Here is a 26537-nt window from a genome sequence, read left to right on the forward strand (position 1 = left end):
GACCGCATGACCAAGCTCGGCGACAATCTCAAGATCAATTCCGCACGGCTATGGGACGCGATCAATGAGACGGCGAAATTCGGCGGTACTTCGAAAGGCGGCGTTCGTCGCCTGACGCTCGGGCCCGAGGACAAGCAGGTGCGCGACTGGTTTCGCAAGGCTTGCGAAGACGCCGGCCTCGACGTGAAGATCGATGCCCTCGGCTCGATGTTCGCGCTGCGCAAAGGCCGCGACATGTCGAAGGCTCCGATCGGCATCGGTTCGCATCTCGACACCCAACCAACCGGCGGTAAGTTCGATGGCATTCTCGGTGTGCTCGGCGCGCTCGAAGTGGTGCGCACGCTGAACGACGCCGGCATCGAGACCGACGCGCCGATCTGCATCGCCAACTGGACCAACGAGGAAGGTTCGCGGTTTGCTCCGGCCATGATGGCGTCGGCTGCCTATGTCGGCGACTTCACCACCGACGACATCCTGTCCCGCAAGGATCATGACGGCGTCACCGTCGGCGAGGCGCTCGATTCCATCGGTTACCGCGGCGATGTCGCCGTCGGCACGCAGAAATTCTCTGGCTTCGTCGAGCTACATATCGAACAAGGTCCGATCCTCGAAGCCGAAGGCAAGACCATCGGCGTGGTCGAAGCCGGCCAGGGCGTGCTGTGGTTCGACGGCAAGATCACCGGCTTCGAGAGCCATGCCGGCTCGACCCCGATGCCGCTGCGCAAGGATGCGCTGGGCACGCTGTCTGAGATCGTGCTGGCCACCGAACGCGTGGTGACCGAGATCGGCGCGCTGGGCACCATCGGCGAAGCCGTGATCGCCAATCCGTCACGCAACGTCATCCCGGGCGAGATCGCTTTCACCATGGACCTGCGCAGTGCCGATGAAGGCAAGCTGGAGGCCATCGAGAAAGGCGTGCGCGAGGCGATCGCGGCCATCGCTGCGAAGCGCAAGGTCGAGGTCGTCTTCGACAAGGTCTGGCATAAGCCGCCGACGCACTTCAACAAGGAGCTCGTCGACGCTGTCGAGAGCGCGGCGGAATCCCTCGGCTATTCGCATCGCCGCATCACGTCGGGCGCCGGGCACGATGCCTGCAATCTCAACAATGTCATACCGACAGCGATGGTCTTCATTCCGAGCAAGGATGGCATCAGCCATAACGAGCTGGAAAGCTCGACCCAGGACGATTGCGCCGCCGGCGCCAATGTCCTGATGCACACGGTGCTGGCGCTGGCCGGCGTTTCTTCCAAGTGATCGGGGGGCTATCAATGCGCGGCGTATTTGTCGATGCCAGCGAAGAACTGGCAGCTATTCTGGAACGGCTGACGCAGCCAGGCGACATCGCGGTCAGAATCAATCGCGACGAGGACATCAAGTCCACCGATCTGCCGAAAGTGCTGGATGGCGCCGAGATCGCCATCGTCGACCACACCTATGTGCCGACCGATGTCGCAGAGCAGTGCACCGGCCTGAAGCATATCGTGTTTCTCGGCACCGGCGCGCGCAGCTACATGAACATCGAGGAGCTCGCTGCGCTCGGTATCGAGGTGCATCTGATCCGCGGCTATGGTGACACGGCCGTCGCCGAATGCGCCATCGCGCATATGTGGGCGGCCGCACGCGGCCTTGCCGAGCAGGATCGCGAAATGCGGGCGGGCAACTGGTTGCGCGATGAAGGCATGGAACTGACCGGCAAAACCATCGGCCTGATCGGTTTCGGCGGGATCGCCGCTGAAGTCGCGCGCATTGCGCTCGGCTCGGGCATGAAGGTGCTGGCCTGGAACCGGTCGCCGAAGAGCCATTCCGGTGTCGAATTCACGGACATGGAGACGGTGCTGGCCAGGAGCGACGTGGTGTCGATCCATCTGCTGCTCAATGACGAGACCCGTGGCATGATCACCCGCGAGCGCATCGGCCAGATGAAGAAGGGCGCGATCCTGGTCAACACCGCACGCGGCGCGATCGTGGATCAAGCCGCGATGATCGACGCCCTGCGGTCTGGCCATCTGCGCCATGCCGGCCTCGACGTCTTCGAGATCGAGCCGCTCCCGGCCGGCCACGTGCTGACAACGATCCCGAACGTGACGCTATCGTCGCACTCGGCCTTCCGAACGCCGGAAGCGAGCATCAATCTGATCGATGCAGCGTGGAAGCACTGCCGGCGAATTGCTGGGTAGACCGCAACCTCCGACCTCACCCTGAGGAGCCACGCACTTGCGCGGCGTCTCGAAGGATGGCCGCGCGCCCCCGTGGTTCGAGACGGCGCAAGAGCGCCTCCTCACCATGAGGGCTCTACGGAGTGCTGTTACTCCACCATCTCTGCAACGGCCTTGCCGCACGCGGTCGTATCGGCCTGCCCCCCGAGGTCACGCGTGCGCAGCGTGCGTTCGGCGAGTGTGCGCTCGATCGCCTTGACGATGGAATCGGCAGCTTCCTTCTCGCCGAGATGCTCCAGCATCATCGCACCGGACCAGATCATGCCGATCGGGTTGGCGATGCCCTGCCCTGCGATATCCGGCGCCGATCCGTGCACGGGCTCGAACACCGACGGGAAATCACCGGCCGGATTGATATTGCCCGACGGCGCGATGCCGATGGTGCCGGTGCAGGCCGGACCGAGATCCGACAGGATGTCGCCGAACAGGTTCGAGGCCACCACCACGTCGAACCGGTCGGGGTTCATGACGAAATGCGCGGTGAGAATGTCGATGTGATACTGGTCCCACTTCACGTCGGGGTAGTTCTCTCCCATCGCCTTCACGCGCTCGTCCCAATACGGCATGGTGATCGCAATGCCGTTCGACTTGGTCGCCGAGGTCAGGTGCTTCTTCGGCCGCGACTGGGCGAGATCGAACGCGAATTTCAGGATGCGATCGACGCCGGTGCGGGTCATCACCGTCTGCTGGGTGACGAATTCGCGATCCGTGTCGGGGAAGCTGCGGCCGCCGACCGCCGAATATTCACCTTCGGTGTTTTCACGAACCACCCAGAAGTCGATGTCACCGGGCTTGCGGCCGACCAGCGGGCACGGCACGCCCGGCATCAGGCGCACGGGGCGCAGGTTGACGTATTGATCGAATTCGCGGCGGAACTTGATCAGCGAGCCCCATAGCGAAATGTGATCGGGAATCTTCGCCGGCAACCCGACAGCGCCGAAATAGATCGCATCGTGCTTGCCGATCTGGGCTTTCCAGTCGTCCGGCATCATCTGGCCGTGCTTCTCGTAATAGTCGTAGGACGAGAAGTCGTAATGGTCGAATTTCACCTTCACGCGGTGCTTCTTGGCGACGGCCTCGAGCACGCGCAGACCTTCCGGCATCACTTCCTTGCCGATGCCGTCGCCGGGGATGACTGCAATCCGATATTCCTTGCTCACGTGAGGTTTCCTTCGCCAGTTGGATTGCCGGCAGGTTTGGACCAAAGCCGGCGCGCGATCAACGGTGCAGTGCAATGTTGACGTCATTTGGCGCGGCGGCATAACTCGGCTGTCATTACGAGCGGAGGCATTCGATGGATCTTCATCTGCGCGGCAAGCGCGTCCTGATCACCGGCGCCTCCAAGGGCATCGGCGCGGCGGCGGCCGAAGCCTTTGCCGAGGAAGGCGCCCATGTCAGCCTCGCCGCCCGTAATGTCGGGAAAATGCAGGCGCTGGCCGAAAGCCTGAGGTCACGCCATCAAATCGACGTCACCGTCCACGGCGCCGATCTGCGAAATGCCGAGGATCTGGCCGCGCTGGCGACCGCTTCCGCTGACATCGACATCCTCGTCAACAATGCCGGCGACATTCCTGGCGGCACGCTGGACAAGGTGGACGATCCGACCTGGCGGTATGCCTGGGAGCTGAAAGTGTTCGGCTTCATCAATCTGACACGGCTGATCTATGCGCAGATGAAAGCGCGTGGCGGCGGCGTGATCGTCAATGATATCGGTGCGGCCGGCGAGAAATTCGACGCAAATTACATCTGCGGCAGCGCCGGCAACGCGGCGCTGATGGCCTTCACTCGCGCGCTCGGCGGCAAGAGCCTGCAGGACAATATCCGCGTCGTCGGCATCAACCCTGGCCCGGTGGCGACCGACCGCTACATCACGCGCATGCAGGCGCAGGCGAAGGCACAACTGGGCGATGAAAGCCGGTACCCTGAACTGGAGCAGAATCTTCCGCTCGGCCGCGCCGCCAAGCCGCGCGAGATCGCCGACCTGATGGCGTTTCTGGCCTCGGACCGGGCGGGATACACCTCGGGGGTCATCTATACGGTGGATGGCGGATGGAGCGCCGGGTGGTAAGCGCTCTCGCTAACCTCTTCCCGCGAGCGGGAGAAGGAAGATCAGCTCAGCGCGCCCGCATGCACCCACCACAGCGGATGCGTGAGCTGGATCGCATGCGCGGCGCGCTGTGCATCCGTGTCGTTGTCGAACAGCGCAAAACATGTCGCCCCGGAACCCGACATGCGAGCCAGGCGCACGCCTTCGGCGGCGCCAAGCGCGGCCAGCACGTCGCCGATGATCGGCTCCACCTTCAGCGCAGGCGCTTCGAGATCGTTGGTGCCGGCGCTGACGGCAGCGATCCAGTCATCGACCGATGCACCTTCGCTCGGCCATGACGGAGCGCGCAACACATCGCCGGGGCCGACACGGAGCTGACCATTCTTCAGGCCGAGTTCCTGAAACACATCCTTGGTCGCCACCGGCACGCGCGGATTGACCATCACACAAGGCAAACGCGGCATGTTGAGCTGGAGAAGGTTTTCACCGACCCCCGTCATCACGCAGGCATGCGACTGCACGCAGACCGGCACATCGGCGCCAGTCAGACGGGCGACATCCATCACGCGGGGATCGTCAAACTCGAGATTATTGGCCCGCACAAGAAGGCGCAGAGCCGCGGCGGCATCCGCCGAACCGCCGCCGATGCCGGCGGCTACCGGCAGGTGCTTGTCGAGCGCGAAGGTGCCGAAGGTCAGACCCTCGATATGCTCGCCGAGCAGCCGCGCCGCCTTGATCACGAGATTATCGGCGTTGTCACCGCATTCGGCGGCGCGCGGGCCCGCGGCCATCAGTGCAAGATCGCCACCCGGCGACAGCGTCAGCCGGTCGGCGCAATCAGCGAAGACCACGACGCTTTCGAGGTCATGATAGCCGTCTGCACGCCGTCCGATGACACGCAGGGTCAGATTGACCTTGGCCCGCGCCTGCTCCTCCAGAGAAGCCCCGCCTTCCCGAGCAGGCAGCCCAGTGCCCGCCGATGCCCCCGTCATACGATCAGCCGCCTTTGTCGTTGTCTTTCTTCGCCTCCGGCTTGTCGGCCGAAGCCGCCGCCGGAGCCGTTTCATTCAAACTGCAGCCTTCCGGCTTTTCGCCACCGTCCGGCACGCATTTCTGCATCTTGGCCTCGATCTTCGGCAGCTCTTCCGCTTCCGGCTTCAGATCCTTGGCATGCTGCCACTGGAAGCGGGCTTCCAGCTTGCGGCCGACGCGCCAATAAGCATCGCCCAGGTGATCGTTGATCGTCGGATCTTCCGGCTTGAGATCGATGGCGCGTTCGAGATTTTTGACCGCATCCTCGTAATTGCCGATGCGGTAATAAGCCCAACCGAGCGAGTCGACGATGTAACCATCGTCCGGACGTTGTTCGACCGCGCGCTTGATCATCTTCATGGCATCATCGAGATTGATGCCCTGGTCGATCCAGGAATAGCCGAGATAGTTCAGTACATGCGGCTGCTCCGGCTGCAGTTCGAGCGCCTTTTTCATATCGACTTCAGCCTTGGCCCACTGCTTGGAACGCTCGAGGCAAATGCCGCGGAAATAGTAATAGACCCAGTTCGGCTTGTCCTGGTTGGCGGCGACAACGTCGATGCCCTTGGTGTAGGTCTCGGCGCAATCGGTGAACTTCTTCCTGCCGCGCTCGATATTACCGAGCGCCATGATAGCTTCGAGATCCTTCGGATCGCTGGCGGTGACGTCCTTCAGGAGTTTGATGCCCTCGTCGCTGCGATCGGCAGCGTCGAGATTCGTCGCCTCCTGAATCATCGCGTTGCGCTTGAGCGCCGAATTCGCCGGCATGCGCTCATAGACCTTGATGGCCATCGCCGGCTTCTTCACGGACTCATAAAGATCGGCGAGCGAAAGCAGCGCCAGCGCGTGATCCGGCTTCAGATAGAGCGCGAGCTGCAGATAGACGAGCGCAAGGTCTTCACCGCCGCGGCGGGTCAGCGATGCGCCGATGCCGTAGAGTGCTTCGGCGGCACCGGCCTGCGGGCTGTCGACCAGCGTCGGCAATTTCTTGCCCGCCTTGGTCTCGCGGATACCTTCCAGCACCAGCGGATGGCGAGCGAGCTTTTTGTTGAAGTTCTCATAGATGGCGAGCGCCGCGGCGTCGTCCTTGTTGCGCGATGTCCAGCGGCCATAGGCGTCGACCACGCGCAGCGCGGAGTCATCGAGCCTGAAGGCACGCTCATAGCGCGCGCCGGCGTCCTTCTGCCTGTTGGCGAGATCGTAGATCAGGCCGGCATGCAGGTCCTTGAAGATCGGATACCATTCCGGCCCAGCCAGCTTGTCGATATTGGCAATGGCGGCCTTGGTATCGCCGGCGCCGTAGCTAGCCCATGCGCCAAGCAGCGTGGCGACCAGATCGGTGATCGGACCGCGCACCGACTGGTTGATGTTGGTCTGCGCGGCCACATATTTCTTCGCCTTGAGATCGCGCACGCCGACCACGAGGCGGGCCACGCGATTCGACTTGTCGATGACGAGGATGCGTTCGGCGAGCTTTACGGCCTCGTCGATATCGCCATCAGCAAGCGACGAGATGAAGGCGCGGTCGAGCAATTCGTTGTTCTTGGGATCGGTGCGCAAAGCAGAGCGGTAAAACGCCGCAGCCGAAGTTGCATCGCGTTCGACGCTGGCGTGACGCGCGGCCAGATAGCTGCCCGCGGTCGTCATCTGCTTCAGGTCCTTCGCCGTCGGGAACGTCGCCGAATTATCGGCGAGATGATCCGGGGTCTGAGCGAAGGGCTGCGCGGGCATCGCCAGAACGGCGAGCGTGGCGGCAGCGAGCGTCAAGCGGTTGAAACGGGAGGACAACATCAAGTTCGCCTAGCTCCGAGAATCATTTGGGCAGTCATGGGCGGAAGTTCGAGCACAAACGCGATCTGGATTGCGCGACAAGCCCGAATGCGCTGCCGACCCGGCAACATAGCGCAGCGCGACAATGCCGCTTTTGGCCAGCGTTCGCAAGGATCGGGGGCGCAGATGCACCAAGAGAGCCTGTCAGGTTCGGGCGACCGGATTGCGCCGTATATGCCTGCAAACGCGCTTAGTGTGGCGGGATCGTGACATCCAACGCAATACGGGGCACCGTTGGCCGGTGCCCCGCTCACGACTTTGTGCCCTGAAGCGAATCTGACTTTACATCGCCTCGTAATTCGGGCCGCCGCCGCCCTCCGGCGGCACCCAGGTGATGTTGCCGTTCGGGTCCTTGATGTCGCAGGTTTTGCAGTGGACGCAGTTCTGCGCGTTGATCTGGAATCGCGGCTCCTGACCCTCGCCTACCCACTCATACACACCCGCCGGGCAATACCGGTTTGACGGGCCCGCGAAGACGTCGTGTTCCGACGACTTCTGCAGCGCCATGTCGGCGACCTTCAGATGGATCGGCTGGTCTTCCTCGTGATTGGTGTTGGACAGGAACACCGAGGACAAACGGTCGAAGGTGATCTTGCCATCCGGCTTCGGATACGGAATCGGCTTGTACTGCTTCGCCGGCTTCAGAGTCTTGCGATCCGGCTTCTCGTGCTTCTGCGTGCCGAACAGCGAGAAGCCGAAGGTGTTGCACCACATGTCGAAACCACCGAGCGCATTGCCGACAATGGTTCCGAATTTAGACCACAACGGCTTGGCGTTACGGACCGGGTAGAGATCCTTGCCGATCGAGGACGAACGCCAGGCATTTTCGTATTCGATCAATTCGTCATTGGCACGGCCGGCTTCGAGCGCGGCAGCCAGATGTTCGGCAGCGAGCATGCCAGAGCCCATGGCGTTATGGACGCCCTTGATGCGAGGCACGTTGACGAAGCCTGCCGCGCAGCCGATCAGCACACCACCGGGGAAGGACAGCTTCGGCACCGACTGATAGCCGCCCTCGGTGATCGCGCGCGAACCGTAGGCGAGTCGCTTACCACCTTCGAACGTGTCCCGGATCAGCGGATGCGTCTTGAAACGCTGGAATTCCTCAAACGGATAGAGATAGGGATTCTCGTAGTTCAGATGCAGCACGAAACCGACGGCCACAAGGTTGTCGTCGTAGTGATACAGGAAGGTGCCGCCGCCGACATCGTTGTCCAGCGGCCAGCCGAACGAGTGCTTGACGGTGCCCTTTTTGTGCTTGGCCGGATCGATCTGCCAGACTTCCTTGAGGCCGATACCGAATTTCGGCGGCTCGCAATCCCTGTCGAGCGCGAATTTGGCGATCAACTGCTTGGTCAGCGAACCGCGCGCGCCTTCGGCGAACAGCGTGTATTTGCCGAGCAGTTCCATGCCGCGCGTGAATGAATCCTTCGGCTTGCCATCGCGACCGATGCCCATGTCGCCAGTGGCAATGCCGCGCACCGCACCATTCTCGTCGTAAAGCGTCTCGGCGGCCGCGAAGCCCGGATAGATTTCGACGCCGAGTGCTTCGGCTTTGGCACCGAGCCAGCGCGTCACCATGCCAAGCGAGGTGATGTAGCAGTGATGATTGTTCATCAGCGGCGGCATCAGGAAGTTCGGCAGCTTGAAACCGCCGGTCTTGGTCATGAAGTAAAACTGGTCGTCCTTGACCTGGGTCTTGAGCGGGCAATCCGCATCCTCGCGCCAATCGGGGATCAGCTTGTCGAGATTGACGGGGTCGATCACGGCGCCCGACAGGATGTGGGCGCCGACTTCGGAACCCTTTTCCACGACGACGATGGACAGGTCCGCATTGAGCTGCTTCAGCCGGATCGCGGCCGACAGGCCGGATGGGCCGGCGCCGACGATCACGACGTCGAATTCCATACTCTCGCGCGGCGGAAGTTCTTCAGTGCTCATAATCTTGATCTCAGACCCGTTTCCAACCCGTTCAGAACGCTTCTAAGGGTTCTTGTTTCCGATTTTTGGCGGAAGAACAACCACCGAAATGCACAGGGGCCACTTCCACGGGTGGCGATCCCAGCCGGATGCTGGCATATCTGTCAGGTGGCCATGATGCTCGAACCCGCCCCTACCGTCGCTCAGCTGCTCGCCTTCTATCTGGAGGCCGGGGTCGATTGCGCGCTCATGGACGAGCCTGCCAACCGACTGCTGGACGAGGAAATCGGCCTGCACGTACCGGCCCAGGAGGCGCCAAAGCGCGCGCCGCTGACTGGCATGCCAACGACGGCACCGCGGCCAGCGCCTACCAAGACCGAGGTGCCTCCCGACGTCGCTGTCGCCGCCGCCCGGGAAGCCGCTCGCACCGCGCCGACCCTCGAGGCGCTGCGCGGCATGCTGGAGAGCTTTGATGGCTGCGCGCTGAAGAACACCGCGACCCGGCTGGTGTTCGCCGACGGCAATCCGCAGGCGCGCATCATGTTTGTCGGCGAAGCTCCCGGCCGCGACGAGGACATCGAGGGCCTGCCGTTCGTCGGCCGCTCCGGCAAGCTGCTCAACCTGATGCTGAAGGCGATCGGGCTCGATCGGACGACCGCTTATATCGCCAATGTCATTCCGTGGCGCCCGCCGGGCAATCGCACGCCGACGCCGCAGGAGACGCAGATCTGCCTCCCCTTCATCCAGCGCCAGATCGAGCTGGTGAACCCGGATATTCTCGTTACGCTGGGCAATCCGTCGACCCAGACGCTGCTGCAGACCCGCGACGGCATCATGAAATCGCGCGGACGCTGGGTCGACTACGACACCGGCACCCGCAAGATCAAAGCGCTGGCGACCTTCCACCCAGCCTATCTGCTGCGCTCGCCGTCCTACAAGCGGCTGACCTGGATAGACCTGCGCGCGATCGCCAAGGCGCTGGAAGCAGTGAAGTAAATCTCCGCCCTCATCCTGAGGAGCGGCCACTTGGCCGCGTCTCGAAGGATGGCTGCGATCTCGGAGCCCGGCAATCTCATGATTCGAGACGGCGCAAGAGCGCCTCCTCACCATGAGGGCCGAGCTATTTCGGTCGCACAATCGCCCAGCCCACCCGCAACAATGGCCGGCTGCCATTGATCAGCCGGTCGAATGCCCGTGGCACTTCCGGGACGAGGCCCGGAAAGCGCTGGGCGAGATCGGCAGGCGGCGTGCCGATCGTATCGGTGGCACGCCAGATCACGACGCCGCCGGTCTCCATAAACTTCGCCGGCGTTATCCATGGAGTGCGCTGCGGTTGCGCATCGTTCAGCACATGCGGACGCGAGGCGCTCATGCCGATGAGCGCCGCAAGCTGCGGATCGCCGGCGACAGCGGCGAGTTTCTGTCCGGTGCGACGCTCGAAACTCTCGCCGAAGAATTTGCCGATCTCGCGCGACGGCAACGCCGTGCGATCCTCCGGCCCATCGATCCACGGAAAAACCACGACATTGACCAGCACGGCGAGAGCCGGCAGGGCGATCGCCGTAGCCCACACCTTGCGAAGCACCCGCTGGCGTCGGAGCGCAATGAGGTTGCCGGCAGCGATCACCACCGCGAGGCCGGACATCACCAGCGCAATCCCGCTCCCGCCGACGACAGTGTTACGGTCGTAGAGCGCGGCAAACAGGCTGCCGAGCAACGCCGGCACGAGCGCGAAAAAATAAACATAGGCGCGTGCTGTGGCATCGACCGGGGGACGGAAGATCACAGGAGCATCCTCGCCGTCAGGCACGAGGCGGCGCCAGTTCATCGCGGTCAGCACAAATACGCCGGCCGTGGCTGCGATGAGCCAGGCCTGTAGGATGCCCCATTGCCCCGCCTTGCCAGCGAGCTCGGTCATCACCGGCGGCGGCGGCAGAACGCTCACGCCGGACCGGATCACCCAGACCGCATAGGGCAATGCCAGCACGGCGATGACGATCAGCGCGAAGAACGGATCAAGCGAGGCGAGATAGCGTCGCCCGCGCGCGGTGGCGAGGCCGAACAATAGAGGCAACGGCAAAAGCCACATCGCCTGCGGCGTGGTCAGCAGCAGCAGACCGGCCTCGATGGACAGCGCGAACCAGGCGCTGCGGCGCCCCTGTTCGATCGCCAGCCAGGCATGGAGCAGGAACATCGCCCACAGCGGACGCGCCAGCACCAACGGGCCGAATTCGATGCCGGGCGAGCTGAAAGCTGTCACCGTCATGGTCAGCAACACCGCGATCACTGCCTGTGGTCCACCGACGATGTGGCGGCCAAGCTGGTAGACCGCACGAAACATCAGTACGGCGCAAATCTGCGCCAGCAAATAGACACCGAAGATGTGATTGCCGGCAGCGCGGAAGGCGATGTCAGCAAGCCAATAAGCCAGCGGCGGGCCGAATTCGGTCCCGACCTGATACTCCCGACCATAAGCCAGCACGGTGGCGAGATCGCCGGGCGGACCGCGATAGAGCAGCAGCGGCACCATGAGCCAGAGCAGCGCCTGGGATAACACCGCGATCCAGAATACCAGTCGCGGCCGGGCGCGGATCAGTTCGACGATCAGGGAAGTGAAGCGCATGAACGTCCGGACCGGCCCGCGAATGACAGAAGCCCACAGGTGATACGGCGGGCAGCCGCTCGAGGCAACTGCAGCCGGTCAGGCGGACAGGTCGAGAGTGGCCTGCACGTCAACGATCTCGGTCTTGATCACAATGGCCTCGCGCCGGACGCGCGCGGCAACCACCGGTGCGAACAGGCTACGATGATGGACGCTGGGGCCAAGTTCGTTCAGTGCCGCGAGATGCTGCGGCACGCCATAACCCTTGTGGACCTCGAAACCGTAGCCAGGACATTCCTCCGCGAGTCTGCACATCAGCCGGTCACGCGAGACTTTGGCGATAATGGACGCGGCTGCGATGGACAGCACCAGTGCATCGCCGCCGATCACGGCCTCACAGGTCGCATCGGTTTCGATCCTGTCGCGGCCGTCGACAAAGACATGCTGCGGCGCTTCCGGCAGCGAGGCGACGGCACGCGCCAGCGCCCAAAGGGAGGCACGCAAAATGTTGTCGCGGTCGATCCGCGCCGGCGAAGCATAGGCGACGGCGAAGGACGATGTCGCGCAGATCTCCTCGAATAGCGCCTCCCGCCTGGCTTCGGTCAGCTTCTTGGAGTCGTCGAGGCCCTTGGGAATGCGCTTGGGATTCAGGATCACAGCGGCAGCCACCACCGGCCCGGCGAGCGGCCCGCGGCCGGCTTCGTCGCAGCCCGCAACCGGCCAGATCCCCTGCTTCAGCAGCGCCCGCTCGCGCCTGAAGCTCGGATGCCCGGCGCCGACGATCGGCTTGCGCGGCGTTGTAGCCGCAGCTTTGGGCTCCGCCCTCTTGAGCTCCGCTGTCTTGGCCGGTTTGTTTCTGGTTTCCCGAATCATGGGCGGATGGTGCGCATCCTGCCCTAGGGGCGCAACCTGGAACCCGAAATCATGCCCACTATCCCAGCCACCTAATCGGCCAGATGCACCCGCCGGTCGTCGCCAACCTCGATGCCTGGCGCCGTTACCACGTCCCAGGCATGACCGTCGGGATCGGCGAAATAGCCGGAATAGCCGCCGTAAAAGGTTTCATGCGCCGGCTTGATCAGCGTTGCGCCGCAAGCGACGGCAAGCGTCAGCACAGCATCGACCTCCTCGCGCGAGTGGCAGTTCCAGCCCATCGTGGTCCCGCGAAAGGCCTGAGGCCGCGGCTGGTCGGGCAGCTGGGCATCGTCGGCCAGTCGATCCCATGGGAAAAGTGCCAGCAGGCTGGCGCCGGTGTCGAAGAAGGCGATGGCTTCCCCGGTCTCCTTGGCTTTTCGCTGGAAACCGAGCGCCTCGTAAAAGGCGATGCTGCGGCGGATATCGTGGGTGCCAAGGGTTACCGCGGTCAGGCGCGGCACCGGTTTGGGTCGATCGCTGCTCGTCACTTTACAGTCCTTCATTCTACGCGAAATAAAAAGCGGAGAAGGGGTCGCCGGCCGGCTCTGGTTTCCGGCCGACGCCCCTTCCCCGAGTTGCTCCCAAGATTGCGAGACCTTCAGGAGTAAACTCTTATGTTGTCCCGGACGCGGTGCAGCGCTTGCGCTAGTCCGCAGAGCCGGGACCGCATCAAGCCCGGAGTTCGTGGCGGTCCCGGCTCTGCGGAGCGGCACTTCGCGCCGCATCGCGTCCGGGACAAAGCACCTAAAACAAACTCAGTTGCTGCCCCGCGCCGGCGGGCTTCTCGAAATGATCGAGCGTCAGCTTCGATCGCTTCTTGTTGAGGCCGAGCTTGGCGCAGGCGACCTCGAAACGGCGGCCGATCATCCAGGCCATCGGCCCGGTGCCCTTCATGCGCGTGCCCCACTGCGAATCGTAATCGCGGCCATCGCGCATCTCGCGGATCAGCGTGAAGACATGGCGATAGCGATCCGGGTAATTCGCCATCAGCCATTCCCGGAAGAGATCGCGCACCTCCAGCGGCAGACGCAGCAGCACATAGCTCGCTTCCTTCACCCCGGCATGCGCGGCGGCATCGAGAATGCGTTCGATCTCGCTGTCGTTCAGCGCTGGAATCACCGGCGCGACCATCACCGTGGTCGGAACACCGGCTTCGGACAGCAGCCTTAGCGCTTCCAGCCGCTTCGGCGGCGTCGAAGCGCGAGGCTCCATGGCGCGCGCCAGCTTCGGATCGAGCGAGGTGACCGACAATGCCACCTTGACGAGATTACGCTTCGCCATGCGGGCGAGAATATCGATGTCGCGCACCACCAGCGCCGATTTCGTCACGATCCCCACGGGATGGCCGGTCTTCTCCAGCACTTCGAGAATGCCGCGCATCACTTTGCGCTCGCGCTCGATCGGCTGATACGGATCGGTATTGGTGCCGATCGCAATCATCTTCGGCTCGTATTCCGCGGCCGACAGCTCCTTTTCGAGGAGAGCCGGCGCATCCGGCTTCACGAACAGTTTGGATTCGAAGTCGAGCCCCGGCGAGAGACCGAGATAGGCATGGGTCGGCCGTGCGAAGCAATAGACGCAGCCATGCTCGCAGCCGCGATAAGGATTGATCGAACGGTCGAAACCGATATCCGGTGACTCGTTGCGCGTAATGACCTTTCGCGCCGTATCCGTCGCGACAGTCGTCTTGAATGGCGGCAGATCGTCCAGGCTCTGCCAGCCATCGTCGAAGGCGACCCGCGCCTCCTTCTCGTAACGGCCGCTGTCATTGGATTGGGCGCCGCGACCGCGCCGCCGCTGGCGGTCGATCGCGACCTCGATCGCCGGGAATGGCGATGATAGTCCCGCGATATCGGACGGCGCGGGAGCGGTCGGCATCTGGAGGGCTGCGGCGTTCTGATTCATGAAGCCACGCTATCAGCTTCATAGAACATATCAAGAACAAAAGAAAAGCCGACGCCACCGCGCCCACAGCCGTGCATTAAGCAAGGACAGCTTCTGTCGCTGCTTTCACTATGACGAAATGATAACGCAAGCACGCGGCCCTTGAGGTATTATCCACACCCATGCTGAGCGTGATCATCCCCACCGACGGAGTAGAACAGCCCGCAGTCGCCACGTTGGCGGCGCTGGTGCCTGGCGCAGCTGCGGGCGTGATCCGCGAGGTGCTGCTGGTCGATCGTGCCGGAACCAATGTGATCGAGCACGTCGCCGATGTCGCCGGCTGCGATTTTCTGACCTCCACCGGCTCACGGGCTGCGGCAATGGCTGCGGGTGCAAAAGCCGCGCGCTCGCCCTGGCTGATGTTTCTTCATGCCGGCGCGGTGCTGGACCATGGCTGGATCGAAGAAACACAGCAATTCATTCAGCGCGTCAGCGCCAGCGACCGCCCGCGCGCCGGCATCTTTCGCTATGCCCGTTCGCCCTATGCTGAAACGGGTTTTGGCGACGGAGTGAAGCATCTGCTCCGGTCCATCAGCGGCCCCAAGGCCGATCAAGGTCTTCTGATCGCACGCGATCACTATGAGCGCCTCGGCGGCCATGCCGACGCGCCCCGCTCCGAGGCCCGGCTGCTGCGCCAGCTCGGTTCCTCGCGCACCATGCTGCGCAGCCGGATCATTATGGTGGCCTGACCTGTAGGATGGGTAGAGCGCAGGCGCACAGCGCCGGAGCGAAACCCATCGGCGGAGCCTGCCGCATCGAAGGAATGATGGGTTTCGCTCCGCTCTACCCATCCTACGGCCGATCCGAGACAATTAAATGATTGCCAAAAGCAACAAATTGATTGACATTAGCAATCATTGAGGTTGCCACAATGTCCTGCTCGCCCGCCACCGATCCCGTTGCCGCCGTTCGTGCTTTCAATCGCTTCTACACGCGCAAACTTGGCGTGCTGGACCAGCAATTGCTGGCGAGCCCGTATTCTCTCACGGAGGCGCGCGTGTTGTACGAACTCGCGCATGAAGACAGCCTGTCGGCACGCACGATCGGCGATGCTCTCGGCCTTGACGCCGGTTATCTTAGCCGCATTCTGAAAGGCTTCACGGAAAAAGGCCTGATCTCGCGCAAGCCCTCGGCCAAGGATCGGCGTCTTCACCAATTGAGCCTCACGGCCAAGGGCCGTCTCGCCTTTGGCCGTCTCAACCGCGGATCACACGATCATGTCGAAGCCATGCTGAACAAGCTCGGCACCGACGCTCCGCGCGTCGTGCAGGCGATGACCATTATCGAGAAGCTGCTCGGCACGGATGAAGGCCACAGGCCTCTCGCGATGCTACGCGACCCGCGGCCTGGCGATATGGGTTGGGTGGTACAGAGCCACGGTGCACTCTATGCATCCGAATACGGTTTCGATGCCTCCTTCGAAGGACTCGTTGCCGACATCGTCGCCAAATATCTCGCCGCCTTCGATCCTTCGCGCGAGCGCTGCTGGATCGCGGATATGGATGGCCGGCAGGTCGGCTCGATCTTTCTCGTCAAGGGATCGGACGACATCGCGAAAATCCGCCTGCTGATCATCGATCCCGCCGGCCGCGGCCAGGGGCTCGGGCATCGGCTGGTCGCTGAAGCCATCGGTTTCGCGCGGCAATGCGGCTATCGGAAAATCACGCTGTGGACGCAGAGCAACCTGTTCGCGGCGCGCAAGATTTACGAACGCGCCGGCTTCAAGCTCGTCGCCAGCGAGCCGCATCGCAGCTTCGGGCAGAACCTCGTGGGCGAGACCTGGGAACTCGTCCTGTAGGATCGGTTGAGCGGAGGCACAAAGCGCCGCAGCGATACCCGCTACGAAATCAGGCCGACCCACCTTTCGCCTTCGGCCGCAGCAGATGCTCATCCAGCCGCGGCATGATCTCAACGAAATTGCACGGGCGTGTGCGGTAATCGAGCTGGGCTTTCAGGATACCGTCCCAGCCATCGCGGCATGCCCCCGGTGACCCCGGCAGGCAGAAGATGAAGGTCGCACCTGCCGTGCCCGCCGTGGCGCGGCTCTGAATGGTCGAGGCACCGATTTTGGCATGGCTCAGCATATGAAACGCGATGGAGAAACCATCCATCCGCTTTTCGAACAGAGGCTCGATCGCCTCCGGCGTCACATCGCGGCCAGTGAAGCCGGTCCCACCCGTCGTGATAATCGCATCGATACCGGGATCGGCGATCCATGATTTCACTACTGCGCGGATCGCCTCGACATCGTCGGTGACGATCTCACGCTTCGCCAGGACATGACCTGCAGAGGTCAGCCGATCCGCCAGCGTCGCGCCGGATTTGTCATCATCGAGCGAGCGCGTGTCGGAAATCGTCAGCACCGCGATGTTGAGCGGCACGAAGGTTTTGGATTCGTCGATGGACATGAACTCGGTCCTTTCACGTCCCGGGCGCGATGCGGCGTCCTTTGCGCCGCTTCGCAGAACCGGGACCGTAGCAAAAATCGGAATTCGTGACGGCCCCGGCTCTGCGGAGCGGCACTTCGCGCCGCGCCGCGTCCGGGGCACAGCGCGTCAAAGTCGATCCGTACCGAACGTATTGCAGGCCTGGATGGTCCCCTGTTGGTAACCTACCATAAACCAGCGCTTGCGCTGCGCGGCCGAGCCGTGGGTGAAGGAGTCCGGCACGACGCGGCCCTGCGCCTGGCGCTGCAGCGTATCGTCGCCGATCGCCGCCGCGGTCTGCAGCGCCGCATCGATATCGCCCTGCTCAAGGAAGCCGGGACGCTTCTTCTCCTCGCGATTGACCCAGACGCCGGACAGGCAGTCCGCCTGCAGCTCCACGCGCACCTGCAGGTTATTCGCTTCCGCCTTACTGGATGCTTGCTGTTGCGCGCGCGTCACGCGCGGGATGATGCCGAGCAGGTTCTGGACGTGATGGCCGGCTTCATGCGCGATGATATAGGCGGCGGTGAACTTGCACGCATTTCCCGAGCAGCCGCGAAACTTGGTCTCGACCTGCCGGAAGAAGCTGGTGTCGAGATAGATCTTCTGGTCCGGAGGGCAATAGAACGGCCCCATCGCCGACTGCGCCATGCCGCAGCGGCCGCCATTGGTGGCATTGCGAAACAGTACGATCTGCGGACCCTTGTAGGTTTGCCCGCTCTCGCGGAAAATCTCGCTCCAGCGATCGTCGATCTCGCCGAGCACGCCGGAAATCATGCTGCCCATTTCGTCCGTCGGTGCACCCGACTTGCTCGGCGCCGAACGGCGATCGGTCTGGTAGGTCGGCGCCTGCTGGCCGCCGGTGAAAATCTCCGCGCCGCTGATGAGCAAACGCGGATCGATGCCGAGCGCCCAGCCGACAAGTCCGAGCACGATCACTGTGCCGATGCCGAGACCGCCGCCTCCGCCGGGAATGCCAAAACCGCCTCCGCCGCCGTAACCACCGCCATCGTCGTCGCGACGGTCATCGATATTATCGCTGCGACGGAAATCATCGTAACGCATCGGGCAATTCCTTCATTTCAACGCGCGGCTGTCGGACCAGTTGCGAGACGACCAACCAGAGGCATCGGCCGAACATAACGCGCAAACAACGCAAAATTTCCGCATCGCGTTAAGCATAAGCATTAGCCTGCCCGGCAAAACTTGCCTAGCGCGATTCCATTACCAATTAAGTCGATTTTTACTTTGCCCGTTCACATTACCGGTCAGTCGGTTGTTTAGTCCCGCGTCGCCGACAGCGTCGCCTGAGTCAGAGTAATTGAGTCATGGTTGGTTCGCGTAGCGGGGCGTCCTTGAGGGCGTCCCGCACACAACTCGAGTCACGTCTTACCCACGATATCATCGTCGGCGATTGCGTCGCCGAGATGTCGAAACTCCCGGCAGGTTCGGTCGATCTGGTCTTTGCAGATCCGCCCTATAACCTGCAGCTGAAGGGCGACCTGAAACGCCCCGACGATTCCCATGTGGATGCCGTCACCGATGACTGGGACAAGTTCTCGTCATTCGCGGCATATGACGACTTCACGCGCGCATGGCTGCTGGCCGCGCGGCGCGCCATGAAGCCGTCGGCGACCCTGTGGGTGATCGGCTCCTATCACAACATTTTCCGCGTCGGCGCGATCATGCAGGACCTCGGTTTCTGGGTTCTCAACGACATCGTCTGGCGCAAGTCGAATCCGATGCCGAATTTCCGCGGCCGACGGTTCACCAATGCGCATGAAACCATGATCTGGGCCGCCCGCGACGAAAAGGCGAAGGGTTACACCTTCAATTACGAAGCGCTAAAGGCCGCCAACGACGACGTGCAGGCCCGCTCCGACTGGCTGATCCCGCTCTGCACCGGCGACGAGCGCCTGAAGGGCGACGACGGCAAGAAAGTGCATCCGACGCAGAAGCCCGAAGGCCTGCTCGCCCGCGTGCTCCTGTCCTCGTCGAAGCCCGGCGATCTCGTGATCGATCCGTTCAACGGCACCGGCACCACGGGCGCCGTCGCCAAGCGGCTTGGCCGCTCCTATATCGGCTTCGAGCGCGATAGGGAGTATGCGAAAGCCGCCAGGGCCCGCATCGCCGCCATCGAGCCCTTGCCGGAAGCCACGCTCGCCCCGTTCATGACCGCCCGCAGCGCCCCGCGCGTGGCCTTCGCCGAACTGGTCGAACGCGGTCTCATTTCGCCCGGCACCAAGCTGGTCGACGCCAAGAAGCGTCACGGCGCTCTGGTGCGCGCCGACGGTGCCATCATGTTCGGCGACAAGGTCGGCTCGATCCACCGCATGGGCGCCATGGCCCAGGGCGCGGCCGCCTGCAACGGCTGGACGTTCTGGCATGTCGAGACGAAGAAGGGCCTGCGCCTGATCGACGAATTGCGTGCAGAAATCCGCAGCGAGATGGGCGCGGGCTGAGATTGCGCACGATCGACCGCATAAACATTCATGACGAGCCGGGCAGCTGCCCGGCTCTTCTGCGTTTCAGGCGACAGCGGTGACCCGATCCTGCGGAAACGGTCCCAGCGCGCGTTCGGTCAAGGCAGAATCACAATATTCGCGCACGGCCGTAACCTTGCCGTCGCGCACCGTCCAGACAATGCAGTACTCATTGTCATAACGTGCACCGGTCTTGGTAAGGTTGTCGCCTCTGGCTTCGACCACCACGAGATCGCCCTCGGCGACAAACGTGTGCGGCACAGTCCGCGTGCGATCGGTCAGCAGGCTCCGCACATGGCCCATCAGACCATTGAGAATTGCATCCCGACCGCGAAAGGTGCGCGACCATGAGTATTGGCCGGTGACCGTCCAGGTCGCGTCCTCGGCCAGCACGTCCATGAAGGTCGTGCCGCTGCGATTGGTTGAATCGCTATAGATCTGCTGGATCAGCTTCTTGTTGTCGTTCGTGCTCATCGCCATCACTCCATCGGTTGGCAGGCACGATGAGCATCGACCAGATAACGTCATTCTTCCAATCGATGCTTGATATAACATATATTCACCTGATGAATTTGGCCGCCCTCGATCTCAACCTCCTGGTCGCGCTCGACGCCCTGCTTCGTGAGGCCGGCGTCAGTCGTGCCGCCATGCGGATCGGCCTGTCGCAGCCGGCGACCAGCCATGCTTTGCGGCGCCTGCGCGAATTGCTCGGCGATCCCCTGCTCGTCCGTGTCGGACCACGTATGGAGCTGACACCGCGGGCGCAGGCGATGCGGGCCCCACTGGCTCAGACGCTCGAACAGGTGCGTGGCCTGTTCGTGCCTGACGTGTTCGATGCCGGCGCGAGTGATCGTCATTTCCGCCTGATGATGCCAGATCTCGCGGTGGAGCTCCTGATGCCGCCGCTGATGAAGAAGCTCGACGGCGCGGCGCCGGGCATCCGCATCAATGTGGTGCCCTGGCGCGGTCCGGCCATCCTGACAGCGGAATTCGCCCGCAGCCTCGATATGGTGATCAGCATTGGCAATGCCTTCAAGGGCTTTCATCGCCAGCTGCTCTACACCGACTCCGACGCACTCGCGGTCCGGCACGATCATCCCCAGCGGACGCGCCTCAGGTCGATCGACGGCTTTCGCAATGCACGCCATGTCGCCGTCATCCTGCGCGGCCAGAGCGACGACCTGATCGACGACTGGTTGCGCAGCAAAGACGTGGATCGGCAGATCGCGTTGATCGTTCCCAGCTATATCGAGGCGCTGCATGTGGCCGCGCGCACCGATCTCGTTGCCTTCGTACCTAGCCGCCTGATCGCGGCGCTGGCCAAACCGCTGTCCCTTGCTGCGGTGGCGCCGCCGCTCGATCCCGGCCTCGACGAGCAATTCATGTTCACGCCGACACGGGCGCAATTCGATTCAGGATCGATCTGGCTGCGCAAGATCATGCTGGAAACCGCACGCGAGCTCGGCCCGTTGAAGCGTCGCTGAGATCTTGCACGGCCAGATCTGCCGGCAAAGCTTGCCCACCGGCAGTGGCGCGCGAATGCATTGCGGGCTTAAGCTGCTCATACATCTGAATATTTCCAATGGCGCGGATCTTGCGTTGTGATCATCAAAAGTCACGCGCAGGGAAATTTAAATGTCCAGCTCGATCCTCGCCGGCATGCAGTCCTTCGGTTTGCCGAACAAGCTGCAGGCGAACAAGACATCGACCGCGCTTGCTGCAACTCAACAGACCGAAAAGACGGTCGAACAAAAGTTTCTCGACTACGCCAAGAAATCTCCGGCGGAGAAAATTCGCGACGCGCTGCTCAAAAGTGTGGGGGTAACCGAGGAGCAGCTGAAGAACATGACGCCGGAGCAGCGCAGGGAGGTCGAGCAGAAGATCGCCGACAAGATCAAGGAAGCGCTGCAGAAGCAGACCGACAAAGGCGAGAGCACCAGCGGCTTCTTCACCGATGTCAGAGCCTGAAAGCACTCTTTCAGCAAAAAGCCGGCGCCCATAGACGTCGGCTTGTGATTGCTCCGTTAGCTGCTGCCGCTAGGCAACGGCTGCCTGACGCACCAGACTCTCGCGGGCTTCACCGAGATAGCTGCGGATTTTCCGCGTCAACAACCCCGACTGCGAAGACAAGTCGTCCGAAGCCTCCATGGTCGATGTCGCAAGTTGCTCGGTATCCCTGGCGGTCTCTGCCAGCGACTGGATGTTCGTGGAAATTTCACGCACCACGACAAAGGCTTCATCGATATTGCGAGCGATATCCGCCGTCGCTGAGGATTGCGCCTCCGAAGCTCCGGCAACCTTGCCGGTGATCTCGTTGACCTCGGCGATCACGGTGCCGATCTCGCTGATCGACGCACTGACCTTGTCGGTCGCCGATTGCACCTGACCGATTTCCTTTTCGATCTCGGCGGTGAAATTCGCGGTCTGCGTCGCCAGCGCCTTGACTTCATGCGCCACCACGGCAAAGCCGCGACCGGCATCGCCAGCACGCGCCGCCTCGATGGTCGCGTTGAGCGCGAGCAGATTGGTCTGGCTGGCAATCGCGTTGATCGAGGTGACGACCTCGCTGATGCGCGTCGCGACATGGCGCAGTGTGTCGACATTGCCCGCCGCGTCCGCCACGCGTTCCACCGCGCGGCCGGCAATCGCAGCCGAGCGATTGACATCGGCGCCGACTTCGCTGGCGCTCGACGACAGGCGCGCTGTCGCGGACGCCACCGATTGCATGTTTGCCGCCGCCTGTTCCGAAGCCGCCGCCACCGAGGTTACGCGCGACAGCGTCGAAGACGCACCGGTGCGCAGATTGCCGGCGGTGCCGCTCATCTCCGCCGCGCCGCTGTCGAGCGCGGAGACGATACCGCCTACGGCAGCTTCCAGCTCACTGGTCTGTTTCTCGAAATGCACGATGCGTTCGGCGATCTTGCCCGTCGCCGCATTGATCGCCTTGGCACCATGCAACAGGCTACCATGCAAACCGCCAAGCATGATACGACGGTAGTATTTGTTGTCGTGCACTGCGCTCATCGCCGCTGTCGACTCCCGCACGAATGCGTCGCAGCCGTCGATCATGTCGTTGATGCTGTGCAGCAGCCCACCCGTGCTGCCTTGCGCCGGGATGTTGAGGATACGTGCCTCGAAGTCGCCCTTCGCGATGCGCTGGCAGACGCTCCGCGCATGCTCGATCAGCTTCGCGACCTTGCTCATCAACACCAGCGCGAGCACTGACGCTGCAAGCGCCACGCCCTGCGCGATCATGGCAGCGGTGGATAAGCTCGCGAACTGCAGCACCAGCCCGAGCGCCAGACCGGCAATGACGACCAGCGCGCTAAGCCGCGCGCGGGAGAGAAAACATGAGTTCGTCATAGCTGACCTTCCGGGATGCAACGAAATCGGTGAGAGCCTTGTAGCCGGCAGCGACGGCTTCCTTGCCGTTGGCATGCCGTTTCTCGATGGCCAGCACTTCCGCATAAAGCGGAGCGATGGTGTCCTTGATCAGATCCGGCGGCGGCATGCGGCGGTTGGAATGATAGCCGGCAACCTTGCCATCGGTGCCGTAGGACGGCGTGACATGAGCGAAGACCCAGTAGTGATCGCCATTGCTCGCCATGTTTTTGATGTAGGCGAAGATCTCGCGACGCTCCTCGATGGTGTCCCACAACAGGCGAAACACGCTGCGTGGCATATCGGGATGGCGGATCATGCTGTGCTGCTGGCCGAGCAACTGGGCTTCGGTGTAACCGGCCATGGCGCAAAACAGTCGATTCACATAGATCATACGACCTTTGAGATCCGTCTTGGATACGATGAGTTCGGATTCGGGAAAAAACGTCTCGCGGCCGCTCGGTTTAATCTGGTGGGACATCATTGACCTGTCGGTGACCGATTCACCCAAAATGCAGTGATGACGGTATTAGGGAACGCACCCTGAATTTTGCGTTAAGGCTTCGTCCACCAAGAATCCGCCGTCCATATGCGGGGCCGATTGAGGTTTCCGCGGCGATCGTTCCGGTTGCCGCCATTGCCCGTCCCGTGCCATGACCTCGATCCAATTCAAGGGGGGAAGCAAATATCATGACCGTTCTCATCGCCGGCGGCGGCATCGGAGGCCTGACGCTCGCGCTCAGCCTGCATCAGATCGGCATTCCTTGCCGCGTGTTTGAAAGCGTCTTCGCGCTGAAGCCGCTCGGCGTCGGCATCAATGTGCTGCCTCATGCCGTGCGTGAGCTGGTCGAACTCGGTCTGCATGACCAGCTCGATGCCATCGGCGTACGCACCTGCGAACTCGCCTTCTTCTCCAAGCACGGCAAACCGATCTGGAGCGAACCGCGCGGCATCGAGGCCGGATACAAGTGGCCACAATTCTCGATCCACCGCGGCAAGCTGCAACAGATCCTGCTCGATGCCGTTAAGGAACGCCTCGGCGCCGAAAACATCCTCACCAGCCATCATCTCACCGGCTGGTCGGAGACGCCGGACGGCATTCGCGCCGACTTCATCGACAAGGCCACCGGCAAATCCGCTGGCAGCTACGATGGCACGCTCTTGATCGCCGCCGACGGCATCCATTCGGCTATTCGCGAGAAGCTCTATCCGCAGGAAGGCGCACCACTCTGGAACGGCCGCATCCTGTGGCGCGGCATCACCGCGAGCGATGCTTTCCTCACCGGCCGCACCATGATCATGGCCGGCCACGAGATCCTGAAATTCGTCTGCTACCCGATCTCGCAGGCGCCCGATGCCAACGGCAAGTACCAGATCAACTGGGTTGCCGAACGGCATATGCCGCCGACCTATCAATGGCGCCGCGAGGACTACAACCGCACGGCACGGCTCGAAGAATTCCTGCCCTGGTTCGAGGACTGGCGCTTCGACTGGCTCGACGTGCCCGGCCTGATCCGCCATTGCCCGCACGCCTATGAATATCCGCTGGTGGATCGCGATCCCGTCGACCGCTGGACCTTCGGCCGCGTCACGCTGATGGGTGACGCGGCGCATCCGATGTATCCGATCGGCTCCAACGGCGCGTCACAAGCGATCCTCGATGCCCGCGTGCTGACTCGTGAAATTCTTGCCCATGGCGAAGCAACGGAAGCACTGCAAGCCTATGAGGCGGAACGACGGCCCGCAACTACCGAGCTCGTGATGCTGAACCGCCGCAACGGACCGGAACAGGTCATGCAGATCGTCGAGGAACGTGCGCCGGACGGATTCAACGTGGTCACCGACGTGTTGTCGCAGCAGGAGCTGGAAGACATCGCCGCCAACTACAAGCGCGTCGCCGGCTTTCAGGTCGACGGCCTCAATGCGAAGCCGCCGATCGTGCCAGTGCCACCGGTGTCGCAATTATCCCGCGGTGGATAGAACGGTCTGCAAGCGGCGAACTCGACATCCACGCAGCGTGCTCAGCCCGGCCCGATCAGCCCAACCCATGCGCAATGACCTTGCGCATGACATTCGGCAGGGCCTCGCCGTCAAGCGTTGCGATCGGTACCCAGCGCATACCCGCCGGCGCTTTGGCGCGGGCTGGAACCTGCGCCGTGTAAACGGCGAGCTCCAGCGGAAAATGCGTGAAGACGTGACTGACGACACCGACCCGGCGATGCCAGGGCGTTGCGTCTTTCAACACCGGCGCCTGAGCCAGTGCATCCGCATCGTCATGATCCGTGAGCCAGACCGACGTCGGCACCTCCGTCATGCCACCGAGAAGACCTTTCTCGGCACGGGTACGCACCAGCAGTTCGGCGTTGCGCGTAACCACGAAGGCAGCGCCACGCCGCAGCATTCCGCTCTTTTTCGGCGCCTTGCGCGGAAACGTCTCCTGATCGCCGCGCGCCTTTGCTGCGCAATTGTCGTTGACCGGGCAAAGCGAACAGGCGGGTTTCTTCGGCGTGCAGATGGTAGCGCCGAGATCCATCAGCGCCTGCGCGCTGTCCCCGGCACGCGCCGCCCCCAGCAGTGTCGCGGCCAATGTGACGATCGTCGGCTTCGATTTCGGCAGCGGCTCCTCGACGGCATAGAGGCGCGACGTGACGCGCTCGATATTGCCGTCCACCGGCATGCAGTGTCGGTCGAAAGCGATCGCTGCAATCGCCGACGCGGTATAGGGCCCGATGCCCGGCAGAGCGCGCAGCCCCTCCTCCGTATCCGGAAACACGCCGCCATGGTCGCGCAGAACGGCGACGGCGCAGGCATGCAGATTGCGAGCGCGCGAGTAGTAGCCGAGCCCGGCCCACATCCGCAGCACGTCATCCTGCGATGCACGGCCGAGATCGCTCACCGTCGGCCAGCGATCCAGGAACTTCATGAAATACGGCCCCACCGCCTGCACGGTGGTCTGCTGCAGCATGATTTCAGACAGCCAGACCCGATAGGGATCGACGCTCTCCCCGGGCAGGGCCCGCCACGGCAGCCGGCGACGATGACGGTCATACCAGGCGAGAATCTGTCCCGGCCGTTCAGGCACGGCTTCCCCGCTATTCAATATCGCTGGAGCAGGGCTCGCGGCTTTCTTCCGTCTGCTGGCGGGGGCTGATAGACTCATGGAAGACATGTACCCAAATCGCTCGTTCATGAACAAGCCCGGCCCCACTTCCGCAAAACCGCTCTCCGCTTTGCTCGGCGGCGTGTTTGCGGATGCCTATGCCAAACAAGGCTTTGCCTCGCGCGAACTGGTGACGCGCTGGGCCGAGATCGCCGGGACCCAGGTGGCGCATTTCTCCGAACCACTGAAGATCCAGTGGCCGCGGCCGGTCGAGGGGCAGCTGCAGGAACCGGCAACGCTGATCCTGCGCGTGGAAGGACCGATGGCGCTGGAGATCCAGCACATGTCGGACATCATCCTGGAAAAGGTGAACCGCTTTTTCGGCTGGAATGCCGTCGGCAAACTCGCTCTCCGCCAGGCCCCGCTGTCGCGGCCAACGGCCAAGCGGAAAATCAAGCCAGTCGACCCGAATGCCGTGTCGAGGGTCGCTGCGACCCTGCCGGATGTCGAAGACGAGGCCCTGAAGGACGCTCTGGCCCGGCTCGGGGCGGCAATCAAGCGAAGTTGAGCGGCTTCTGGTTCCGGCATCCGCTTGCCACATTTGCCGTTTCAAGTTAGCGAAGCGAACTTTCACGGCAAAT

25 protein-coding genes are annotated in these 26537 nt (G+C 62.7%); 11 read left to right on the forward strand and 14 right to left on the reverse strand.

Annotation, left to right across the window (positions count from 1 at the left end; translation table 11 throughout):
• Positions 1-6 precede the first annotated feature (6 nt).
• Both E0H22_RS20485 and E0H22_RS20490 read left to right on the forward strand, forming a co-directional pair.
• A complete protein-coding gene (locus tag E0H22_RS20485; RefSeq protein WP_233022815.1) occupies positions 7-1254 on the forward strand; it encodes a Zn-dependent hydrolase in 1248 nt (415 codons plus the stop codon).
• 14 nt (positions 1255-1268) lie between these two features.
• Complete coding sequence (locus E0H22_RS20490) at positions 1269-2177, forward strand: NAD(P)-dependent oxidoreductase (protein ID WP_233022816.1); 909 nt, start codon at positions 1269-1271, stop codon at positions 2175-2177.
• Between the two features lie 128 nt (positions 2178-2305).
• Here E0H22_RS20490 and E0H22_RS20495 read toward each other — a convergent pair whose 3' ends face one another.
• Entirely contained in the window at positions 2306-3319 is a 1014-nt protein-coding gene (locus E0H22_RS20495; RefSeq protein WP_430715289.1) for a tartrate dehydrogenase, read from the reverse strand.
• Between the two features lie 191 nt (positions 3320-3510).
• Here E0H22_RS20495 and E0H22_RS20500 point away from each other — a divergent pair, with 191 nt between their 5' ends.
• On the forward strand, positions 3511-4284 hold the full coding sequence (locus E0H22_RS20500) for an SDR family oxidoreductase (RefSeq protein WP_233022818.1): 774 nt from the start codon (positions 3511-3513) through the stop codon (positions 4282-4284).
• Positions 4285-4325: 41 nt separating this feature from the next.
• On the opposite strand, the gene E0H22_RS20505 is transcribed toward E0H22_RS20500, so the two are convergent.
• From E0H22_RS20505 to E0H22_RS20515, 3 genes are all read right to left on the reverse strand, one after another.
• Complete coding sequence (locus E0H22_RS20505; protein ID WP_233022819.1) at positions 4326-5255, reverse strand: 4-(cytidine 5'-diphospho)-2-C-methyl-D-erythritol kinase; 930 nt, start codon at positions 5253-5255, stop codon at positions 4326-4328.
• A 4-nt stretch (positions 5256-5259) separates the two neighbouring features.
• Positions 5260-7086, reverse strand: coding sequence for a tetratricopeptide repeat protein (locus tag E0H22_RS20510; RefSeq protein ID WP_233022820.1), 1827 nt, complete (start codon positions 7084-7086; stop codon positions 5260-5262).
• Between the two features lie 321 nt (positions 7087-7407).
• Positions 7408-9066: an electron transfer flavoprotein-ubiquinone oxidoreductase gene (locus E0H22_RS20515; protein WP_233022821.1), complete on the reverse strand. Its 1659-nt coding sequence runs from the start codon at positions 9064-9066 to the stop codon at positions 7408-7410.
• 153 nt (positions 9067-9219) lie between these two features.
• Between E0H22_RS20515 and E0H22_RS20520 the strand changes: the two genes are divergently transcribed.
• Positions 9220-10041, forward strand: coding sequence for a uracil-DNA glycosylase (locus E0H22_RS20520; protein WP_233022822.1), 822 nt, complete (start codon positions 9220-9222; stop codon positions 10039-10041).
• A 124-nt stretch (positions 10042-10165) separates the two neighbouring features.
• Here the strand turns inward: E0H22_RS20520 and E0H22_RS20525 are convergent, their stop codons facing one another.
• The 4 genes from E0H22_RS20525 to E0H22_RS20540 all read right to left on the reverse strand — a co-directional run bounded on the left by E0H22_RS20525 (position 10166) and on the right by E0H22_RS20540 (position 14467).
• Positions 10166-11668 carry a glycosyltransferase family 39 protein gene (locus E0H22_RS20525; protein WP_233022823.1) on the reverse strand — a complete coding sequence of 501 codons (1503 nt, stop codon included), beginning with the start codon at positions 11666-11668 and terminating at the stop codon, positions 10166-10168.
• 78 nt (positions 11669-11746) lie between these two features.
• Positions 11747-12520, reverse strand: coding sequence for a ribonuclease HII (gene rnhB / locus E0H22_RS20530; RefSeq protein ID WP_233022824.1), 774 nt, complete (start codon positions 12518-12520; stop codon positions 11747-11749).
• 71 nt (positions 12521-12591) lie between these two features.
• Positions 12592-13050 carry a VOC family protein gene (locus E0H22_RS20535; protein WP_233022825.1) on the reverse strand — a complete coding sequence of 153 codons (459 nt, stop codon included), beginning with the start codon at positions 13048-13050 and terminating at the stop codon, positions 12592-12594.
• 256 nt (positions 13051-13306) lie between these two features.
• On the reverse strand, positions 13307-14467 hold the full coding sequence (locus tag E0H22_RS20540; protein WP_233022826.1) for a PA0069 family radical SAM protein: 1161 nt from the start codon (positions 14465-14467) through the stop codon (positions 13307-13309).
• A 161-nt stretch (positions 14468-14628) separates the two neighbouring features.
• Between E0H22_RS20540 and E0H22_RS20545 the strand changes: the two genes are divergently transcribed.
• Both E0H22_RS20545 and E0H22_RS20550 read left to right on the forward strand, forming a co-directional pair.
• Entirely contained in the window at positions 14629-15195 is a 567-nt protein-coding gene (locus E0H22_RS20545; protein WP_233022827.1) for a glycosyltransferase family protein, read from the forward strand.
• Between the two features lie 182 nt (positions 15196-15377).
• The gene (locus E0H22_RS20550) at positions 15378-16304 is read left to right on the forward strand and encodes a bifunctional helix-turn-helix transcriptional regulator/GNAT family N-acetyltransferase (protein WP_233022828.1); all 927 of its coding nucleotides are present in this window, start codon (positions 15378-15380) and stop codon (positions 16302-16304) included.
• 49 nt (positions 16305-16353) lie between these two features.
• On the opposite strand, the gene moaB is transcribed toward E0H22_RS20550, so the two are convergent.
• Both moaB and ypfJ read right to left on the reverse strand, forming a co-directional pair.
• Positions 16354-16914, reverse strand: a complete 561-nt coding sequence (gene moaB / locus E0H22_RS20555) for a molybdenum cofactor biosynthesis protein B (protein ID WP_233022829.1) — start codon at positions 16912-16914, stop codon at positions 16354-16356.
• 147 nt (positions 16915-17061) lie between these two features.
• Positions 17062-17997 carry a KPN_02809 family neutral zinc metallopeptidase gene (gene ypfJ / locus E0H22_RS20560; RefSeq protein WP_233022830.1) on the reverse strand — a complete coding sequence of 312 codons (936 nt, stop codon included), beginning with the start codon at positions 17995-17997 and terminating at the stop codon, positions 17062-17064.
• Between the two features lie 263 nt (positions 17998-18260).
• Between ypfJ and E0H22_RS20565 the strand changes: the two genes are divergently transcribed.
• Positions 18261-19394 carry a site-specific DNA-methyltransferase gene (locus E0H22_RS20565; RefSeq protein WP_233022831.1) on the forward strand — a complete coding sequence of 378 codons (1134 nt, stop codon included), beginning with the start codon at positions 18261-18263 and terminating at the stop codon, positions 19392-19394.
• Positions 19395-19460: 66 nt separating this feature from the next.
• On the opposite strand, the gene E0H22_RS20570 is transcribed toward E0H22_RS20565, so the two are convergent.
• The gene (locus E0H22_RS20570) at positions 19461-19889 is read right to left on the reverse strand and encodes a nuclear transport factor 2 family protein (RefSeq protein WP_233022832.1); all 429 of its coding nucleotides are present in this window, start codon (positions 19887-19889) and stop codon (positions 19461-19463) included.
• A gap of 92 nt (positions 19890-19981) precedes the next feature.
• Between E0H22_RS20570 and E0H22_RS20575 the strand changes: the two genes are divergently transcribed.
• Entirely contained in the window at positions 19982-20899 is a 918-nt protein-coding gene (locus E0H22_RS20575) for a LysR family transcriptional regulator (RefSeq protein WP_233022833.1), read from the forward strand.
• A gap of 151 nt (positions 20900-21050) precedes the next feature.
• On the forward strand, positions 21051-21383 hold the full coding sequence (locus tag E0H22_RS20580) for a hypothetical protein (protein WP_233022834.1): 333 nt from the start codon (positions 21051-21053) through the stop codon (positions 21381-21383).
• A 69-nt stretch (positions 21384-21452) separates the two neighbouring features.
• On the opposite strand, the gene E0H22_RS20585 is transcribed toward E0H22_RS20580, so the two are convergent.
• Together E0H22_RS20585 and E0H22_RS20590 are read right to left on the reverse strand one after the other, a co-directional pair.
• The gene (locus E0H22_RS20585; protein ID WP_233022835.1) at positions 21453-22778 is read right to left on the reverse strand and encodes a methyl-accepting chemotaxis protein; all 1326 of its coding nucleotides are present in this window, start codon (positions 22776-22778) and stop codon (positions 21453-21455) included.
• Positions 22741-23277 (reverse strand): PAS domain-containing protein, encoded by a 537-nt coding sequence (locus tag E0H22_RS20590; RefSeq protein ID WP_233022836.1) that lies wholly within the window; start codon positions 23275-23277, stop codon positions 22741-22743. Before E0H22_RS20590 ends, E0H22_RS20585 begins: the two co-directional genes overlap by 38 nt.
• A 209-nt stretch (positions 23278-23486) precedes the next feature.
• Between E0H22_RS20590 and E0H22_RS20595 the strand changes: the two genes are divergently transcribed.
• A complete protein-coding gene (locus E0H22_RS20595; RefSeq protein ID WP_233022837.1) occupies positions 23487-24776 on the forward strand; it encodes a flavin-dependent oxidoreductase in 1290 nt (429 codons plus the stop codon).
• Between the two features lie 55 nt (positions 24777-24831).
• Here E0H22_RS20595 and mutY read toward each other — a convergent pair whose 3' ends face one another.
• Entirely contained in the window at positions 24832-25956 is a 1125-nt protein-coding gene (gene mutY / locus E0H22_RS20600) for an A/G-specific adenine glycosylase (protein WP_233022838.1), read from the reverse strand.
• Positions 25957-25984: 28 nt separating this feature from the next.
• Between mutY and E0H22_RS20605 the strand changes: the two genes are divergently transcribed.
• Positions 25985-26464 carry a DUF721 domain-containing protein gene (locus E0H22_RS20605; RefSeq protein WP_233026454.1) on the forward strand — a complete coding sequence of 160 codons (480 nt, stop codon included), beginning with the start codon at positions 25985-25987 and terminating at the stop codon, positions 26462-26464.
• The last annotated feature ends 73 nt before the right edge of the window (positions 26465-26537 follow it).

The organism is Rhodopseudomonas boonkerdii (assembly GCF_021184025.1).
Classification (GTDB): Bacteria; Pseudomonadota; Alphaproteobacteria; order Rhizobiales; family Xanthobacteraceae; genus Tardiphaga; species Tardiphaga boonkerdii.

Bases quoted from the DNA above. Each gene is read 5' to 3' on its own strand.
- E0H22_RS20580 (WP_233022834.1), top strand. From the start codon at position 21,051: ATGTCCAGCTCGATCCTCGCCGGCATGCAGTCCTTCGGTTTGCCGAAC.
- E0H22_RS20575 (WP_233022833.1), top strand. From the start codon at position 19,982: ATGAATTTGGCCGCCCTCGATCTCAACCTCCTGGTCGCGCTCGACGCC.
- rnhB (WP_233022824.1), bottom strand. From the start codon at position 12,520: ATGATTCGGGAAACCAGAAACAAACCGGCCAAGACAGCGGAGCTCAAG.
- E0H22_RS20570 (WP_233022832.1), bottom strand. From the start codon at position 19,889: ATGAGCACGAACGACAACAAGAAGCTGATCCAGCAGATCTATAGCGAT.
- E0H22_RS20520 (WP_233022822.1), top strand. From the start codon at position 9,220: ATGATGCTCGAACCCGCCCCTACCGTCGCTCAGCTGCTCGCCTTCTAT.
- E0H22_RS20590 (WP_233022836.1), bottom strand. From the start codon at position 23,277: ATGTCCCACCAGATTAAACCGAGCGGCCGCGAGACGTTTTTTCCCGAA.
- E0H22_RS20565 (WP_233022831.1), top strand. From the start codon at position 18,261: ATGGTTGGTTCGCGTAGCGGGGCGTCCTTGAGGGCGTCCCGCACACAA.
- E0H22_RS20500 (WP_233022818.1), top strand. From the start codon at position 3,511: ATGGATCTTCATCTGCGCGGCAAGCGCGTCCTGATCACCGGCGCCTCC.
- mutY (WP_233022838.1), bottom strand. From the start codon at position 25,956: ATGAGTCTATCAGCCCCCGCCAGCAGACGGAAGAAAGCCGCGAGCCCT.
- E0H22_RS20515 (WP_233022821.1), bottom strand. From the start codon at position 9,066: ATGAGCACTGAAGAACTTCCGCCGCGCGAGAGTATGGAATTCGACGTC.
- E0H22_RS20525 (WP_233022823.1), bottom strand. From the start codon at position 11,668: ATGCGCTTCACTTCCCTGATCGTCGAACTGATCCGCGCCCGGCCGCGA.
- E0H22_RS20595 (WP_233022837.1), top strand. From the start codon at position 23,487: ATGACCGTTCTCATCGCCGGCGGCGGCATCGGAGGCCTGACGCTCGCG.
- moaB (WP_233022829.1), bottom strand. From the start codon at position 16,914: ATGTCCATCGACGAATCCAAAACCTTCGTGCCGCTCAACATCGCGGTG.
- E0H22_RS20505 (WP_233022819.1), bottom strand. From the start codon at position 5,255: ATGACGGGGGCATCGGCGGGCACTGGGCTGCCTGCTCGGGAAGGCGGG.
- E0H22_RS20605 (WP_233026454.1), top strand. From the start codon at position 25,985: ATGAACAAGCCCGGCCCCACTTCCGCAAAACCGCTCTCCGCTTTGCTC.
- E0H22_RS20585 (WP_233022835.1), bottom strand. From the start codon at position 22,778: ATGACGAACTCATGTTTTCTCTCCCGCGCGCGGCTTAGCGCGCTGGTC.
- E0H22_RS20550 (WP_233022828.1), top strand. From the start codon at position 15,378: ATGTCCTGCTCGCCCGCCACCGATCCCGTTGCCGCCGTTCGTGCTTTC.
- E0H22_RS20545 (WP_233022827.1), top strand. From the start codon at position 14,629: ATGCTGAGCGTGATCATCCCCACCGACGGAGTAGAACAGCCCGCAGTC.
- E0H22_RS20540 (WP_233022826.1), bottom strand. From the start codon at position 14,467: ATGAATCAGAACGCCGCAGCCCTCCAGATGCCGACCGCTCCCGCGCCG.
- E0H22_RS20490 (WP_233022816.1), top strand. From the start codon at position 1,269: ATGCGCGGCGTATTTGTCGATGCCAGCGAAGAACTGGCAGCTATTCTG.
- E0H22_RS20485 (WP_233022815.1), top strand. From the start codon at position 7: ATGACCAAGCTCGGCGACAATCTCAAGATCAATTCCGCACGGCTATGG.
- E0H22_RS20495 (WP_430715289.1), bottom strand. From the start codon at position 3,319: ATGCCGGAAGGTCTGCGCGTGCTCGAGGCCGTCGCCAAGAAGCACCGC.
- E0H22_RS20510 (WP_233022820.1), bottom strand. From the start codon at position 7,086: ATGTTGTCCTCCCGTTTCAACCGCTTGACGCTCGCTGCCGCCACGCTC.
- ypfJ (WP_233022830.1), bottom strand. From the start codon at position 17,997: ATGCGTTACGATGATTTCCGTCGCAGCGATAATATCGATGACCGTCGC.